Source organism: Micrococcus flavus (assembly GCF_014204815.1).
Taxonomy (GTDB): domain Bacteria; phylum Actinomycetota; class Actinomycetes; order Actinomycetales; family Micrococcaceae; genus Micrococcus; species Micrococcus flavus.
Window position 1 is genome coordinate 833,069 of sequence record NZ_JACHMC010000001.1, and the last position, 14,558, is coordinate 847,626.

At 73.7% G+C, this 14,558-nt stretch carries 12 protein-coding genes; 7 read left to right on the forward strand and 5 right to left on the reverse strand.

Going from position 1 to position 14,558, the window contains the following annotated elements:
- Window positions 1-32: 32 nt before the first annotated feature.
- The 3 genes from prpB to BJ976_RS03970 are packed head-to-tail and all read right to left on the reverse strand — an operon-like array spanning window position 33 to window position 3,183.
- On the reverse strand, window positions 33-971 hold the full coding sequence (prpB, locus tag BJ976_RS03960) for a methylisocitrate lyase (RefSeq protein WP_135030352.1): 939 nt from the start codon (window positions 969-971) through the stop codon (window positions 33-35).
- Window positions 971-2,497 carry an MmgE/PrpD family protein gene (locus BJ976_RS03965; RefSeq protein ID WP_135030353.1) on the reverse strand — a complete coding sequence of 509 codons (1,527 nt, stop codon included), beginning with the start codon at window positions 2,495-2,497 and terminating at the stop codon, window positions 971-973. Before BJ976_RS03965 ends, prpB begins: the two co-directional genes overlap by 1 nt.
- Window positions 2,494-3,183 (reverse strand): GntR family transcriptional regulator, encoded by a 690-nt coding sequence (locus BJ976_RS03970; protein WP_135030354.1) that lies wholly within the window; start codon window positions 3,181-3,183, stop codon window positions 2,494-2,496. Before BJ976_RS03970 ends, BJ976_RS03965 begins: the two co-directional genes overlap by 4 nt.
- Before the next feature lie 120 nt (window positions 3,184-3,303).
- On the opposite strand from BJ976_RS03970, the gene BJ976_RS03975 reads away from it, so the two are divergent.
- Window positions 3,304-5,250: an AMP-binding protein gene (locus BJ976_RS03975; protein ID WP_135030355.1), complete on the forward strand. Its 1,947-nt coding sequence runs from the start codon at window positions 3,304-3,306 to the stop codon at window positions 5,248-5,250.
- Between the two features lie 28 nt (window positions 5,251-5,278).
- Here the strand turns inward: BJ976_RS03975 and BJ976_RS03980 are convergent, their stop codons facing one another.
- Window positions 5,279-5,971 carry a response regulator gene (locus BJ976_RS03980; RefSeq protein WP_229667022.1) on the reverse strand — a complete coding sequence of 231 codons (693 nt, stop codon included), beginning with the start codon at window positions 5,969-5,971 and terminating at the stop codon, window positions 5,279-5,281.
- A gap of 2 nt (window positions 5,972-5,973) precedes the next feature.
- Window positions 5,974-7,263, reverse strand: coding sequence for a sensor histidine kinase (locus BJ976_RS03985; protein ID WP_135030356.1), 1,290 nt, complete (start codon window positions 7,261-7,263; stop codon window positions 5,974-5,976).
- A 189-nt stretch (window positions 7,264-7,452) separates the two neighbouring features.
- On the opposite strand from BJ976_RS03985, the gene BJ976_RS03990 reads away from it, so the two are divergent.
- The 6 genes from BJ976_RS03990 to der all read left to right on the forward strand — a co-directional run bounded on the left by BJ976_RS03990 (window position 7,453) and on the right by der (window position 14,512).
- Window positions 7,453-8,877, forward strand: coding sequence for a cation:dicarboxylate symporter family transporter (locus BJ976_RS03990; protein ID WP_135030357.1), 1,425 nt, complete (start codon window positions 7,453-7,455; stop codon window positions 8,875-8,877).
- Between the two features lie 254 nt (window positions 8,878-9,131).
- Window positions 9,132-9,992 carry a ParA family protein gene (locus tag BJ976_RS03995; RefSeq protein ID WP_135030386.1) on the forward strand — a complete coding sequence of 287 codons (861 nt, stop codon included), beginning with the start codon at window positions 9,132-9,134 and terminating at the stop codon, window positions 9,990-9,992.
- A gap of 172 nt (window positions 9,993-10,164) precedes the next feature.
- Window positions 10,165-11,124 (forward strand): pseudouridine synthase, encoded by a 960-nt coding sequence (locus BJ976_RS04000; RefSeq protein WP_135030358.1) that lies wholly within the window; start codon window positions 10,165-10,167, stop codon window positions 11,122-11,124.
- Window positions 11,125-11,156: 32 nt separating this feature from the next.
- Window positions 11,157-12,254, forward strand: coding sequence for a prephenate dehydrogenase (locus BJ976_RS04005; protein WP_135030359.1), 1,098 nt, complete (start codon window positions 11,157-11,159; stop codon window positions 12,252-12,254).
- A gap of 3 nt (window positions 12,255-12,257) precedes the next feature.
- Window positions 12,258-12,980 carry a (d)CMP kinase gene (cmk, locus tag BJ976_RS04010; RefSeq protein ID WP_135030360.1) on the forward strand — a complete coding sequence of 241 codons (723 nt, stop codon included), beginning with the start codon at window positions 12,258-12,260 and terminating at the stop codon, window positions 12,978-12,980.
- Entirely contained in the window at window positions 12,977-14,512 is a 1,536-nt protein-coding gene (gene der / locus BJ976_RS04015; RefSeq protein ID WP_135030361.1) for a ribosome biogenesis GTPase Der, read from the forward strand. The genes cmk and der overlap by 4 nt, the downstream gene beginning before the upstream one ends.
- The last annotated feature ends 46 nt before the right edge of the window (window positions 14,513-14,558 follow it).

The following is a 14,558-nucleotide window of genomic DNA, read 5'->3' on the forward strand; positions in this document are numbered from 1 at the left end:
CGCCCCGGGCGGGGCGGGCCGCGGTGACGGGGTCAGAGGTTGGCGTTGTTGGAGTCGATGTCCAGGGTCGGCACGTCGAAGTTGAAGATGCCGGTGTCGAACGCGTTGTACGCCTCGTAGTCCACGAGCTCATAGAGGCGGGCACGGGTGAGCATCTGCTCCACCTGGGACTGCTGGGTGCCCTCCTCCTTGATGGCGTCGAGCACGCGCTCGGACGCGCCGAGGGAGGCGCGCAGCAGGGTGACCGGGTAGATCACCATGGACACGCCGGCGTCGGCCAGCTGGTCCCGGGTGAACAGCTCGGACTTGCCGAACTCGGTCATGTTCGCGAGCACGGGCACGCCGAGCGGCGCCAGCTCCCGGCACACGGTCTCGAACTCGCCGATGTCCTTGAGGGCCTCGGGGAAGATCGCGTCCGCCCCGGCCTCCACGAGCGCCTTCATGCGGGCGATCGCGGCGTCGAGGCCCTCCACGGCGCGCAGGTCGGTGCGCGCCATGATCAGGAAGTTCGGGTCCCGGCGGGCGTCCACGGCGGCGGCGATGCGCTTGACCGCGGTGTCCAGGTCCACCATGTTCTTGCCGTCGAGGTGGCCGCACCGCTTGGGGTTGAACTGGTCCTCGATGTGGCAGCCTGCCAGGCCGGCGTCCTCGAGCTCCTGCACCGTGCGGGCCACGTTCATCGGCTCGCCGAAGCCGGTGTCGGCGTCGATGATGCAGGGCAGCTCCGTCAGGCGGGCGATCTGCCCGCCGCGGACGGCCACCTCGGTGAGGGTGGTCAGGCCGACGTCGGGCAGGCCCAGCTCGTTGGCCAGGACGGCCCCCGAGATGTAGACCCCGGGGAAGCCCTTCTCCTCGATCAGCTTGGCCGAGAGCGGGGTGAAGGCGCCGGGGAACTGCTGCGCCCCGCCCTTCTTCAGGGTCTCCCGCAGGTCGATGCGCTTCTGCGCGGCGGTCTTCTTGGCGTACAGCATCAGAACAGGCCCTTCGGTGCGGCGGCGAGGTCGGCCTCGGAGAGGAAGGCAGGGTCGGCCTGGACGTTGAGCTGGTCCAGCTCGCCCGGGCCGAGCTCCGCGAGGCGCTGCACGGCGTCCAGGAAGCGGTCCTGCTCCTCGGCGGTGACGATGCCCCCGGCGAGGGTGCGGAACTTCTGGATGTACTGCTCGCGGGAGAACGGCCGGGCCCCCAGGGGGTGGGCGTCGGCCACCGCGATCTCGTCCGTGATCACGGTGCCGTCCGTCAGGGTGATCTCCACCGCGCCGCCGAACGCCTTCTCGGTGAGGTCGTTCGAGTGGTAGCGGCGGGTCCACTCCGGGTCCTCCACGGTGGTCACCTTGTGCCACAGGGCGACCGTGTCCTCGCGGCCCGCGCGCTCGGGGGCGTACGAGTCCACGTGGTGCCACGCGCCGTCCTGGAGGGCCACGGTGAAGATGTAGGGGATCGAGTGGTCGAGGGTCTCGCGCGAGGCGGTGGGGTCGTACTTCTGCGGGTCGTTGGCGCCCGAGCCGATCACGTAGTGCGTGTGGTGCGAGGTCTTGATGAGGACCTTCTCCACGTTCTCCGGGTCGGTGGCCTCGGGGTGCTCCGAGTGCAGCTTGCGGGCCAGGTCGATCCAGGCCTGCGCCTGGTACTCCGCGGAGTGCTCCTTGGTGTAGGTGTCCAGGATGCCGCGCTTGGCCTCGCCCTGCTCCGGCAGCGGCACCACGTAGTGGGCGTCCTTGCCGTCCAGCATCCAGGCGATCACGCCGTCCTCGCCCTCGTAGATCGGCACGGGGGAGGTCTGGCCGCGCATCGCGCGGTCCGCGGCCTCCACGGCCATCTTGCCGGCGAAGGCCGGGGCGTGGGCCTTCCACGTGGAGATCTCGCCCTTGCGGGACTGGCGGGTGGCGGTGGTGGTGTGCAGGCCCTGGCCGACGGCCTGGAACACGGTCTCGGCATCGAGGCCCAGGAGGGTGCCGATGCCGGCCGAGGCGGACGGGCCGATGTGGGCGACGTGGTCGATCTTGTGCTTGTGCAGGCAGATCGACTTCACGAGGTCCACCTGGATCTCGTAGCCGGTGGCGATGCCGCGGATGAGGTTGCGGCCGGAGCGGCCGGTGTGCTGGGCGACGGCGAGGATCGGCGGGATGTTGTCACCCGGGTGGGAGTACTCCTCAGCCAGGAACGTGTCGTGGTAGTCGAGCTCGCGCACGGCCACGCCGTTGGCCCACGCGGCCCACTCGGGGGAGACCTTGTGGTCCACGCCGAAGACGGTGGCGCCGGCGCCGCCGGTGGACACCGGGTGGGACAGCGCCTGGGCGCGGGCGGCCACGATCGGCCCGCGCTTCAGGGAGGCCACGGCCACGGAGGCGTTGTCGATGATGCGGTTGACGATCATCTCCTCGACCTCGGGGAGGACCTCCACCGGGTCGACGGCGACCTCGGCGATCTTCCAGGCGAGCTGGTCCTCGCGGGCCAGGTTGTCGGCGGAGGGGTGGACGCGGACGTCGTGGTTCTTCACGGGCGGTCTCCTTCGGTGGTGGTGAGCAGGGCGGTGGGGTCCTCGGCCCGGCCGTGCCGGGTGAGGTGGCTGAAGGCGTGGTGCAGGTGCACCCGCGTGGTGGCGTCGGCCAGGTCGGCCGCGCCCGAGGCCACGGCGGCGGCGATGTCGGCGTGCTCAGCCGCGGAGACGGCCAGGCGCCCCGGGTCGTGCGCGGCGAGCCGGCGCAGGCGGGCCAGGTGCAGTCGCAGCGTGCGCAGCGTGGAGACCAGGTAGGGGTTCTCGGCGGCCTCGTCCAGACCGGCGTCGAGCGCCGTGGTGAGGCGGTAGTAGTCGCGGGGGTCGCCGCCCGCCTCGAGGTGACCGACCGCCACGGTGAACCGGCCCGCCAGATCGGCCATGACGGCCGCCTGCTCGGCGGTGGCGCGCTGGGCGGCGCGGCGGGCCAGCAGCGACTCGAGTGCGATGCGCAGGTCGAAGAGGTGCTCGGCCTGCTCGAGCGACAGGTCCGAGACCACGACCCCCCGCCCGGGCGCCTGCTCGGCGAGGCCGTCCGAGACGAGGCGGGACAGGGCCTCGCGCACGGGCGTGCGCGAGATGCCGAGGCGTTCGGCGAGCTCGACCTCGCCGAGCACGGCTCCCGGGGGCAGGTCCCACTCGAGGATCTCCCCGCGCAGCACCTCGTAGGCGCGTTCACTGGCTCGCATGCCCTTACTGTATACATGTCACGGGGAAAGGGAAAGGATTTTGCGTCACGTCCGCGACAGGTCGGACGTCATGTATACACATCTCTTGCCTTCTGTGATGCAGGACACTAGGTTCACCCCATGGCCACTCATGACGCCCCCACCTCCTCCGGCCCCTACTCCGACGCCCACGCCCGCTCCCTGACGGACCGCGAGGGCTTCTGGCTCGACGCCGCCCGGGCGATCGACTGGACCGTCGCACCGACCCGCGCGCTGGACGACACGGACGCCCCCCTCTACCGCTGGTTCCCCGACGGCGTGCTCAACACCGCGCACAACTGCCTCGACCGCCACGTCGAGGCCGGACGCGGGGACGCGCCCGCCCTCGTGCACGACTCCGCCATGACCGGCGAGGTCACCCGCTTCACCTACGCGCAGCTGCGGGACGAGGTGGCCGCCCTCGCCGGCGCGCTGGCCGCCCGCGGCGTGGGCAAGGGGGACCGGGTGCTGGTCTACCTGCCGATGATCCCGCAGGCCCCGATCGCGATGCTCGCCTGCGCCCGCCTGGGCGCCGTGCACTCCGTGGTCTTCGGCGGCTTCGCCCCCCGCGAGCTGGCCGCGCGGATCGACGACGCGACCCCCGACGTCGTGCTGACCTGCACCGGCGGCATCGAGCCCAAGCGCCGCGTCGAGTACCTGCCCGCCGTGGCCGAGGCCCTCGAGACCGCCTCCCACCCGGTGCGCACCGTGCTGGTGCATGCGCGCGAGGGCTTCGAGACCGCGCTCGCGGACGTGTCCGCTCGCGGCGGCGCCGCGTGGGAGGACTGGGACGCCGCCGTCGCCGACGCCGAGCCGGCCGCGTGCGTGGACGTCGCCGCCACCGACCCGCTGTACGTGCTCTACACCTCGGGGACCACCGGCAAGCCCAAGGGCGTGGTCCGGGACAACGGCGGGCACGCCGTGGCCCTGCGCTGGACCATGGAGAACATCTACGACGTCGGCCCCGGCCAGGCCATGTGCACCGCCTCGGACGTGGGCTGGGTGGTGGGCCACTCCTACATCGTCTACGGCCCGCTCCTGGCCGGCGCCACCACCGTGATGTACGAGGGCAAGCCGGTCGGGACCCCGGACGCCGGCGCCTTCTGGCGCCTCGTGGAGGACCACGGGGTGCGCTCCTTCTTCACCGCCCCCACCGCGCTGCGCGCGATCCGCAAGGCCGACCCCGAGGGCGAGCTGCTCAGGGCCCACGACCTCTCCTCCCTGAAGCACTTCTTCGCCGCCGGCGAGCGGCTGGACCCCGAGACCCAGCGGTGGATCGAGGGGCTGCTGGAGATGCCCGTGATCGACCACTGGTGGCAGACCGAGACGGGCTGGGCGATCGCCGCCAACCCGGTGGGCCTGCAGGAGCTGCCGGTCAAGATCGGCTCCGCCTCGGTGCCCAGCCCGGGCTTCGACCTCGTGGTCCTGGACGGGCTCGGCGAGGAGGTGCCGGCGGGCACCGAGGGCAACATCGCCGTCCGCCTGCCCCTGCCCCCCGGCACCCTGCCCACCCTGTGGGGCGCCGACCAGCGGTACGTGGACTCCTACCTCTCGGCCTTCCCGGGCCACTACGCCACGGGGGACTCGGGCGTGGTGGACGAGGACGGGTACGTGTTCGTCCTCGGCCGCACCGACGACGTCATCAACGTCTCGGGCCACCGGCTCTCCACCGGCGTGCTCGAGGCGGCCCTGGCCGCCCACCCGGCCGTGGCCGAGTGCGCCGTCATCGGCGTCGCGGACCAGCTCAAGGGCCAGCGCCCCTCCGGGTACGTGGTGCTCACGTCGGGCGTCGAGGTGCCCGAGCCCGGCTCGGACGCGGAGACGGAGCTGCTCGACGCGCTGCGCCAGGCGGTCCGCCGCGAGGTGGGACCGGTGGCGGACTTCCGCGACGTCACCGTGGTGGACGCGTTGCCCAAGACCCGCTCCGGCAAGATCCTGCGCAAGACCATGCGCCAGATGGCCGACGGCGAGGACTACACGGTGCCCTCCACCATCGAGGACGCCTCGGTCCTGGAGCAGCTGCAGCCGCTGCTGCGGCCCGGCCGCTGACGCGCGTCGGGGGTGCGGGGGCCGCCCGTCAGCGGCGAGCGGCCCCCGCCCTCCACACGTACTCCTGCTCCGGCCGGCCTCGGCCGCCGTGGCGCGCCCGGCGGTCCACGCGGCCGATGGCCACGAGGTGCTCGAGGTACCGGCGCGCGGTGACCCGGGACATCCCGAGCCGCTCGCCGACCTCGCTCGCACTGAGCCCGGCGTCGGCGGCGCGCACGGCGTCCACCACGGTGCGCAGGGTGCCGTCCGTGAGGCCCTTGGGCAGCTCCTCCGCCCCGCGGTGCCGGCCCACGCGGAACACGTCGTCGATCTGGTCCTGTCCGCCCAGGCGGCCGTCCCCCGCCAGGAGCGCGTCGGCGGAGCGGAACCCGGTGAGTCGCGCGGCGAGCTCGTCGAAGCCGAACGGCTTGACGAGGTACTGCACCACCCCGAGCGCGAGCGCGCGGCGCACCACCGGCAGCTCGGTCGCCGCGGTCAGGGCGAGCACGCCGCCCTCGAACCCGGCCGCCCGCAGCTGCCCCAGCAGGTCCAGGCCGTGGCCGTCGGGCAGGTTCATGTCCAGGAGCACGACGTCGAAGGGGAAGCGCCCGTCCCGCCGCAGGGCCGCGGCCACGAGGCGACGGGCCTCGTCCACGGACGCGGCGCGGCCGGCCGGGGAGAATCCGGGCAGGCGGGAGACGTGGTCGGCGTAGAGGGCGGCGGTGACGTCCTCGTCCTCCACGATCAGGACGCGGTAGGCGCGGGCAGGGGCGAGGGGGCGTCGAGGCGGACCGCATGGTCGAGGGCCACGCCCCGCTCGGCAGCCTGGGCCTGCTTGGCCTCGAGGAGGGCGGTGACGACGTCGACCGCGTCCTCGTCCGGGCGGCGGTGCCGGGTCAGGACGCCCCGGGCGGCCTCGAGGCGGCCGGCGTCGACGAGGGCCAGGGCCGTGTGCAGCTGGTTGGCGTGCTCGTGGGTCTGGGCGCGCAGCGCCGCGGTCAGGGTGTGCGAGAGGGCCAGGTCGTCGCTCAGGCGCTGCAGGTCGGTGCGGTCGTGGAGCACGACCACCCGGGTGCCGACCGGCGCGGGGGCCACGCCCTCCCGGGCCGCCACCGCGAGCGCCCCGCCGCGCCGGGGGGCGCGCCGCTCGATCCGGCGCTGCTGGACCACCGCGAGCCGGCCGTCCAGCTCCACCGTGAACTCGCCCCGGGGATGCCGGTCCAGGGCGTCCGCGAGGGCGGCGGGCAGGTGGACGGCCTCCGTCGAGGAGCCCGCCTCCCCCCGTGGGGGCATCCCGAGGAGCCGGTCGGCGGCGGCGTCGTGCTGTCGCACCCGTCCGTCGGGGGAGAGGACCAGCACGCCCGCGCCCATCGAGTCCATGGCGGCCTCGGAGAGGAGGAAGGCCTCGGCGAGGTCCTCGGGGCCGCGGCCCAGGGTGACGCGGTGCAGGTAGCGGCCCACGGCGTAGGCGACGACGGCGCCGACCGCGGCGGTCAGCGCGAAGGTCAGCGCCAGGCGCGGCAGCTGGGCGGCGGCGACGATGTCCAGCTCGGAGACCTGCACGCCCATGGTGAGCACCCCGGCCACGGTGCCGGTGGCGGGGTCGCGCACGGGCACCACGGCACGGACGGACCGACCGGCGGCGCCCGTCGTCGAGACCTCGGTCCACGATCCCCCGGCCACCGCCCGGTCGACGGGCAGGGGATAGGGGACGCCGACCTGCTCCGGATGCCAGCTGGCGACCCGCATCCCGGTGGGGTCCATCACGGTCATCCAGGACACCCGCGCCTGGCCCATGATCTCGGGGATGCGCCGCTGCAGATCTCGCGCCGCGGCGGGCGAGACGGCCGCCCGCTGCACCTGGTCCTCCTGCGCCACGGGGGAGGCAACCCCCAGCACGTGCCGCTTCTCGACGTCGAGGGCGGTCTGCCGTGCCTGGAGGTAGGCGGCCCAGCCGGACAGGAGGGCGATCGCGGAGAGGAGCAGCAGGAGCGTGGCGGCGGTGCGGCGGGCGATCGACCACGGGTGGCGCATCGGCGGGGCTCCTTCCGGTCCGGAGAGGGGGTGAGGGGTGGTGGGGGAGAGGCCCCTCGATCGTGCCCCGGATCCGTGTCCGTGACCACGATGAACGCAAGGGTGACGTGCGCTACGGACGGCGGGAGAGTGGGCGCATCGCTGCCGTCCGTGGTGGCGTGCCCCCGTACCCATGAGAAGGAGCGTGCGATGGCGCACCCCGTCCCCGCGGACACCGCGACCCCGCCCGTGCGGCACACGAAGGACCGCACCCACTGGCTGTACATCATGGTCATCGCCTCGGTGATCCTCGGCGCGGCCGTCGGCCTGCTGTTCCCCGAGTTCGGCAAGTCCCTGAAGCCGCTCGGCGACGGCTTCGTCTCCCTGATCAAGATGATGATCGGCCCCGTCATCTTCTGCACGATCGTGCTGGGCATCGGCTCGATCGCCAAGGCCGCCACGGTCGGCAAGGTCGGCGGCATGGCCCTGCTGTACTTCCTCGCCATGTCCACGTTCGCCCTGGCGATCGGCCTCGTGGTGGGCAACCTCGTGCACCCGGGCGACGGCCTCAAGCTCACCCCGTACGACCCGAACAAGCCCAAGGCCGAGCTGAACTCGACCGTCCAGTTCCTGCTGGACATCATCCCGGGCTCCATGCCCGTGCTCCCGACCCTGTTCGTCGCCCTGCTGGTGGGCTTCGCCCTGCAGCAGATGGGTCCGGCCGGCGCTCCGCTGCTGCGCGGCCTCACGCTCGTCCAGGGCGTCGTCTTCCGCATCCTCATGATGATCATGTGGATCGCCCCGCTGGGCGCGTTCGGCGCGATCGCCGCCGTGGTGGGCTCCACCGGCTGGTCCGCGATCGGCGCCATGCTGCTGCTGATGGGCGCCTTCTACGCCACCTGCATCCTGTTCATCGTGCTGGTGCTCGGCACCCTGCTCAAGGTGGTCACCGGCCTGAGCGTCTTCTCCCTCATGAAGTACCTGGGCCGCGAGTACCTGCTGATCTTCGCCACCAGCTCCTCCGAGTCCGCCCTGCCCCGCCTGATCGCCAAGATGGAGCACGCCGGCGTGGACAAGTCCGTGGTGGGCGTGACCGTCCCCACCGGCTACTCCTTCAACCTGGACGGCACCGCCATCTACCTGACCATGGCCGCGCTGTTCGTCTCCAACGCCATGGGCATGGAGATGAACCTCGGCGAGCAGGTCGGCCTGCTGCTGTTCATGATCATCGCCTCCAAGGGCGCCGCCGGCGTCACCGGCGCCGGCCTGGCCACCCTGGCCGCGGGCCTGCAGGCGCACCGCCCCGAGCTGCTGGGCGGCATGGGCGTGATCGTGGGCATCGACAAGTTCATGTCCGAGGCCCGCGCCCTGACCAACTTCACCGGCAACGCGGTGGCCACCCTCCTGATCGGCAAGTGGGTCGGCGAGCTCGACGGCGCCCGCGCCCGCGAGGTCCTCTCCGGCCGCCTGAAGTTCGACGAGGCCATGGTGGTCGGCCACGGCGGGGAGGAGTTCGACTCCCACGCCTCCCCGACCGCGGCCGAGCAGGCGTTCGAGGGCCACCCCGGCTCGAGCCTGAACGTCAGCATGGCCGCCGACGGCCGCACCGAGGACAGCCGTCCCGTGGGGCGCTGACCCCGGACCGCACCGCGACTGCGCGTCGCACCCCGGCCGGGGCCGGGACGGAACGCCCTTCCGTCCCGGCCCCGGCCGGCGTCGTGCGGCACCCCTCCGCCGTCGGATGGCGCCCAGGTACTAGGGTGGGGCCCGAGCAGCGCGCCCCCGGCGGCGCCCCCGGCCCCGGGGGCGGTGCCCGCCGGACCGGGCGTGGGAGAACCAGCGTGGAAGGAGCCGGCGCCGCCGTGACCCCCCAGGACCCGATCCCCGTGATGACGATCCACGGCGAGCCCGTGCTCGGCCCCACGGGCCGCCCCAAGCACGACTTCCCCGAGCCCCCGCCGCTGTCCTCGCACGGTCCGGCCCGGATCATCTCGATGGTCAACCAGAAGGGCGGCGTCGGGAAGACGACCTCCACCATCAACCTGGGCGCCGCGCTCGCGGGCTACGGCCGCCGTGTGCTCATGGTGGACTTCGACCCCCAGGGCGCGCTGTCCGCCGGCCTGGGCGCGGACCCGTACGAGCTGGACACCACGGTCTACAACGTGCTCATGGAGCGCAAGGTCACCGCGCGGGACGCGATCGTGTCCACCGAGTTCGAGTACATGGACCTGCTCCCGGCCAACATCGACCTCTCCGCCGCGGAGGTGCAGCTGGTCAACGAGGTGGCCCGCGAGCAGGTCCTCGAGCGGGCGCTGCGCCAGGTCAAGGACGACTACGACGTCGTGCTCATCGACTGCCAGCCCTCCCTGGGCCTGTTGACCGTCAATGCGCTGACCGCCTCCGACGGCGTGATCATCCCGCTCACCGCGGAGTTCTTCGCCCTGCGCGCGGTGGCGCTGCTCGTGGAGACCATCGAGAAGGTCCAGGACCGCCTGAACCCGGACCTGGAGATCGACGGCGTCCTGGCCACCATGTTCGACCAGCGCACCCTCCACTCCAAGGAGGTGGTGGGATCGCTGGTGGACGGGTTCGGCGACCGCGTCTTCGAGACCGTGATCAAGCGCTCCATCAAGTTCGCCGACGCCACGGTGGCGGCCACGCCCATCACGATCTTCGCGGAGAACCACGACGGCGCGAAGGCCTACCGCCAGCTCGCCCGCGAGCTGATCAGCCGCGGCGGCGCCCCGTGACCGGACCCGCCTGAGCATCCCGGGCCGGGATCTGCGAGAATGGGCGGATGGGCGCGCCGACCGCCGCCCGGACGCGGCGCCACCAGGCCGCCGCCCCGATCCCAGCACACCGCCCCGTCCGGCCCGCGCCCGCGCGCGCCCGTCGGGGCGAGACCGGAAGGACCCCGTCACCATGGACAGCCGCAAGCCGCGAGGCTCCGGACGCACCCCCGCCGCAGGACGCCGCGGGGGACCGTTCGCGGAGCGAGACTTCCAGCGCAACCTCGGCCCGCGCCGTCGGCCCCGCCGCGATCGCGAGGAGCCGGCCTTCGACGAGGCCGCCGCCGACGCCGCCCCGCGGGGCCGCCGTGGCCGCGGTGCCGGCGAGGCCCGCGCCAAGGCCAAGCACCTCGACGAGATCCACGTGGCCGACGGCGAGCGCCTCCAGAAGGTGCTGGCCGCCGCCGGCGTCGCCTCGCGCCGCGTGTGCGAGGACCTGATCGCCGAGGGCCGCGTGGAGGTGGACGGCGTCGTCGTCACCGAGCCCGGCGTGCGCGTGGACCCCGCCACCGCGCGTATCCACGTGGACGGCATCTCCGTGCAGACGGACGTCACCAAGCAGTACTTCGTGTTCAACAAGCCCCGCGGCGTCATCTCCACGATGATCGACCCCGAGGGCCGCCCCTCGATCGCCACGTACCTCAAGCCAGGCCAGGAGAACCTCTTCCACGTGGGCCGCCTGGACAACGAGACCGAGGGCCTGCTGATCCTCACCAACGACGGCGAGCTCGCCAACCGCCTCACCCACCCCAGCTGGGAGGTCCCCAAGACCTACCTGGTGCAGACGCGCGGGCCGCTCGCCAAGGGCGTGTCCAACATGCTCCGCGAAGGCGTGGAGCTGGAGGACGGCGTGGCGAAGGTCGACTCCTTCAAGCTCGTGGACTCCACGCCGGGCCACGTGCTCGTGGAGGTCGTCCTGCACTCGGGCCGCAACCGGATCGTGCGCCGCATGTTCCGCGAGATCGGGCACCCCGTGGAGCGCCTCGTGCGCGTGAAGGTCGGCCCCATCCTCCTGGGCGACCAGAAGCAGGGCACCGTGCGCGCGCTCAGCGCGCAGGAGCTGGGCCACCTCAAGGCCCTGGTCGGCCTGTGAGCGGGGCCGGGGCGGGCGCCGGACCCGCGGGGGTGCCGCAGCCGGTGCTCGTGCGCGGCACGGGCCTGCTCGGGACCTCGATCGGCCTCGGCCTGCGCGCGGCGGGCGCGGAGGTGCTGCTCGCGGACCCCTCGCCCTCGGCGCAGGCCGTGGCCGAGGACATCGGGGCCGGCCGGGCCGTGGACCCGGAGGACGCGTCGCCGGCCCCGGGTCTCGTGGTGGTCGCGGCGCCGCCGGACGTCACCGCGGACGTGGTGGTGGACTCCCTGCGCCGGTGGCCCGCCGCGCTAGTCCTGGACATCGCCTCGATCAAGGGGCGGATTCTGGAGCAGGTGCGGGACGCCGCCGCTCGGGGCGTGGTCTCGGACGACGACGTCTCCCGCTATCTGCCCACGCACCCGATGGCCGGCTCGGAGCGCTCCGGGCCGGTCGCGGCGCGCGGGACGCTGTTCACGGCGAGCCCGTGGGTGCTGTGCCCGAGCCCGGACACCCGGCCCGAGGCCGTCGCCGCCGGAGAGGCCGTGGCCCGCGCCCTGCAGGCCACGGTGCACCGCATGGACGTGGCCGCCCACGACGCGTCCGTGGCCCTGATCTCCCACCTGCCGCAGATCGTCGCCTCCCTCGTGGCGGCGCGCCTGCAGGGCACCCCGGACGCCTCCCTGGCCCTGGCCGGCAACGGCCTGCGGGACACCACCCGCATCGCGGGCTCCGACCCGCAGCTGTGGGTGCAGATCCTGGCGGGCAACGCGGAGCACATCGTGCCCGCCCTCCACGGGCTGCGGGCGGACGTCGAGCGGCTGATCGCCACGCTCGAGGCGCCGACCGCCCCGGGGGCGCGCCTGGACGTGGCGCGGCTCATGGCCGAGGGCAACGCCGGACGGGCCCGCATCCCGGGCAAGCACGGCGCCCCGCCGCAGGCCTTCGCGCTCGTCACGGTCATCGTGGACGACACCCCGGGGCAGCTCGCCGCGCTCTTCGAGGAGATCGGCCGCGCGGGCGTGAACGTGGAGGACATGCGCCTGGACCACGCCTCCGGGTACCGCGTGGGCATGGTGGACGTCTCGGTGCTGCCGGGACGCAGAGACGAACTCGTGTCGGCCCTGACCGACGCCGGATGGAAGGTGGTCTGAGCGATGACCGAGAACACCGAGCAGCCGGCCGCCCTCGTGGTGGCCGTGGACGGGCCCTCCGGGTCCGGGAAGTCGTCCGTGTCCAAGGCCGTGGCGCGCCGCCTGCGCGCCGCATACCTGGACACGGGCGCCATGTACCGTGCCGTGGCCTGGCATGTGCTCCAGGAGGGCGTGGACCTCGCCGACGCCGACGCGATCGCGGCGGCGGCCCGCGCCATGGACCTGGACCAGTCCACGGACCCGGACGTCGAGCGCGTCGCCGTCGGCGGCGTCGACGTCACGGCGGCGATCCGCGAGGACCGGGTCACCGAGACCGTGTCCACGGTCGCCGTCGTCATCCCCGTGCGCGAGGAGCTCCAGCGGCGGCAGCGCGAGGCGATCGCCGCGGCCGGCCGCATGGTGGCCGAGGGCCGGGACATCACCACCGTCGTGGCCCCGGACGCCCACGCGCGCGTCCTGCTCACCGCCTCCGAGGAGGCGCGCCTGGCGCGACGCTCGGGCCAGCTGCGCCGGGCCGGCGCGGGGGAGCGCGACGCCGGCACCCTGCACCGCCAGGTGGCGGGCCGCGACGCGCGGGACTCCACCGTGTCCACATTCGACCGCCCCGCCGAGGGCGTGGCGCTCGTGGACTCCACCGAGCTCGACTTCGAGCAGACCGTGGCGGCCGTCCTGGCCGCCGTCGAGGACCAGGCCGGGATCCCGGCCGTGAAGGGACAGGGCCGATGAGCGAGACGACGCACCGCCCCGAGGACGAGGACTACACCCCCGCGGGGGAGGACCAGGTCGCCGAGCGCCTGGCCGCCATGACCGACGAGGAGGCGGAGGCCCGGGCGGCCTCGCTGCGCGCCGGCCTCGGCGACTACGACCTCGAGGAGGACGACGCCGCCCTCCTGGACGACTGGGAGGACGAGGACGGCCCCGGGGCCGACGCCCCCGCCCCGCCCGTGCTCGCCGTGGTGGGCCGGCCCAACGTGGGCAAGTCCACGCTGGTGAACCGCATCATCGGCCGCCGTGAGGCCGTGGTGGAGGACGTGCCGGGCGTGACCCGCGACCGCGTCTCCTACGAGGCGGAGTGGAACGGCCGGACGTTCACCGTGGTGGACACCGGCGGCTGGGAGCACGACGCCAAGGGCATCCACCGCCGGGTGGCCGACCAGGCCGAGCTGGCCGTGGACGTGGCCGACGTCGTGCTGTTCGTGGTGGATGCCACCGTGGGCATGACGGCGACGGACGAGGCCGTGGTGTCCATGCTGCGCCGCAAGGACCGCCCCGTGATCGTGGCCGCCAACAAGGTCGACGACGCGGTCCAGGAGGCCGACGCCGCCGCCCTGTGGTCCCTGGGCTTCGGCCACCCGTACCCGGTCTCCGGCGTGCACGGGCGCGGCGTGGCCGATCTGCTGGACGCCGTGCTGGCGGAGCTGCCCGAGGAGTCCGCCTTCGGCGGGCTCGTCCCGCGCGGCGGGCCGCGCCGTGTGGCCCTGGTCGGCCGGCCCAACGTCGGCAAGTCCTCGCTGCTGAACACGCTGGCCGGGTCCGACCGCGTGGTGGTGGACGACCTGGCCGGCACCACGCGCGACCCCGTGGACGAGCTCGTGGAGCTGGGCGGGCGGCTGTGGCGCTTCGTGGACACCGCCGGCATCCGGCGCCGTCAGCACATGGCGCACGGCGCGGACTACTACGCGTCCCTGCGCACCGCCGCGGCCATGGACCGCGCCGAGGTGGCCGTCGTGCTGCTGGAGGCGCCGCACGTGATCTCCGAGCAGGACGTGCGCATCATCCAGCTCGCCCTGGAGTCCGGTCGCGCCCTGGTGCTGGCCTACAACAAGTGGGACCAGGTGGACGAGGAGCGCCGCCACCAGCTGGAGAAGGAGATCGACCGGGACCTCGCGCACGTGGCGTGGGCGCCGCGCGTGAACATCTCCGCCCTCACCGGCTGGCACAAGGACCGCCTCGTCCCCGCGCTGGACACGGCCCTCGAGTCCTGGGACCGGCGCATCCCCACGGGCAAGCTCAACGCGTTCCTGGGCGAGCTCGTGGCGGCGCACCCGCACCCGCTGCGCGGCGGCAAGCAGCCGCGCATCCTGTTCGCGACGCAGGCCTCCACCCGCCCGCCGACGTTCGTGCTGTTCACCACGGGCTTCCTGGACCCGGGCTACCGCAGGTTCATCGTGCGCCGCCTGCGCGAGACCTTCGGCTTCGAGGGCACCCCGATCGAGATCGGCATGCGCATCCGGGAGAAGCGGGCCCGCCGGCGCTGAGGGCGGGACCCGGCGGGAGCCCGGACGGCGCCCGGGCGCCGTCCAG

What these genes read in the sequence shown, in the direction of transcription:
- prpB (WP_135030352.1), bottom strand. Translation starts at nt 971, where the DNA reads ATGCTGTACGCCAAGAAGACCGCCGCGCAGAAGCGCATCGACCTGCGG.
- BJ976_RS03970 (WP_135030354.1), bottom strand. Translation starts at nt 3,183, where the DNA reads ATGCGAGCCAGTGAACGCGCCTACGAGGTGCTGCGCGGGGAGATCCTC.
- BJ976_RS03975 (WP_135030355.1), top strand. Translation starts at nt 3,304, where the DNA reads ATGGCCACTCATGACGCCCCCACCTCCTCCGGCCCCTACTCCGACGCC.
- BJ976_RS03985 (WP_135030356.1), bottom strand. Translation starts at nt 7,263, where the DNA reads ATGCGCCACCCGTGGTCGATCGCCCGCCGCACCGCCGCCACGCTCCTG.
- BJ976_RS03990 (WP_135030357.1), top strand. Translation starts at nt 7,453, where the DNA reads ATGGCGCACCCCGTCCCCGCGGACACCGCGACCCCGCCCGTGCGGCAC.
- BJ976_RS03995 (WP_135030386.1), top strand. Translation starts at nt 9,132, where the DNA reads ATGACGATCCACGGCGAGCCCGTGCTCGGCCCCACGGGCCGCCCCAAG.
- BJ976_RS04000 (WP_135030358.1), top strand. Translation starts at nt 10,165, where the DNA reads ATGGACAGCCGCAAGCCGCGAGGCTCCGGACGCACCCCCGCCGCAGGA.
- cmk (WP_135030360.1), top strand. Translation starts at nt 12,258, where the DNA reads ATGACCGAGAACACCGAGCAGCCGGCCGCCCTCGTGGTGGCCGTGGAC.
- der (WP_135030361.1), top strand. Translation starts at nt 12,977, where the DNA reads ATGAGCGAGACGACGCACCGCCCCGAGGACGAGGACTACACCCCCGCG.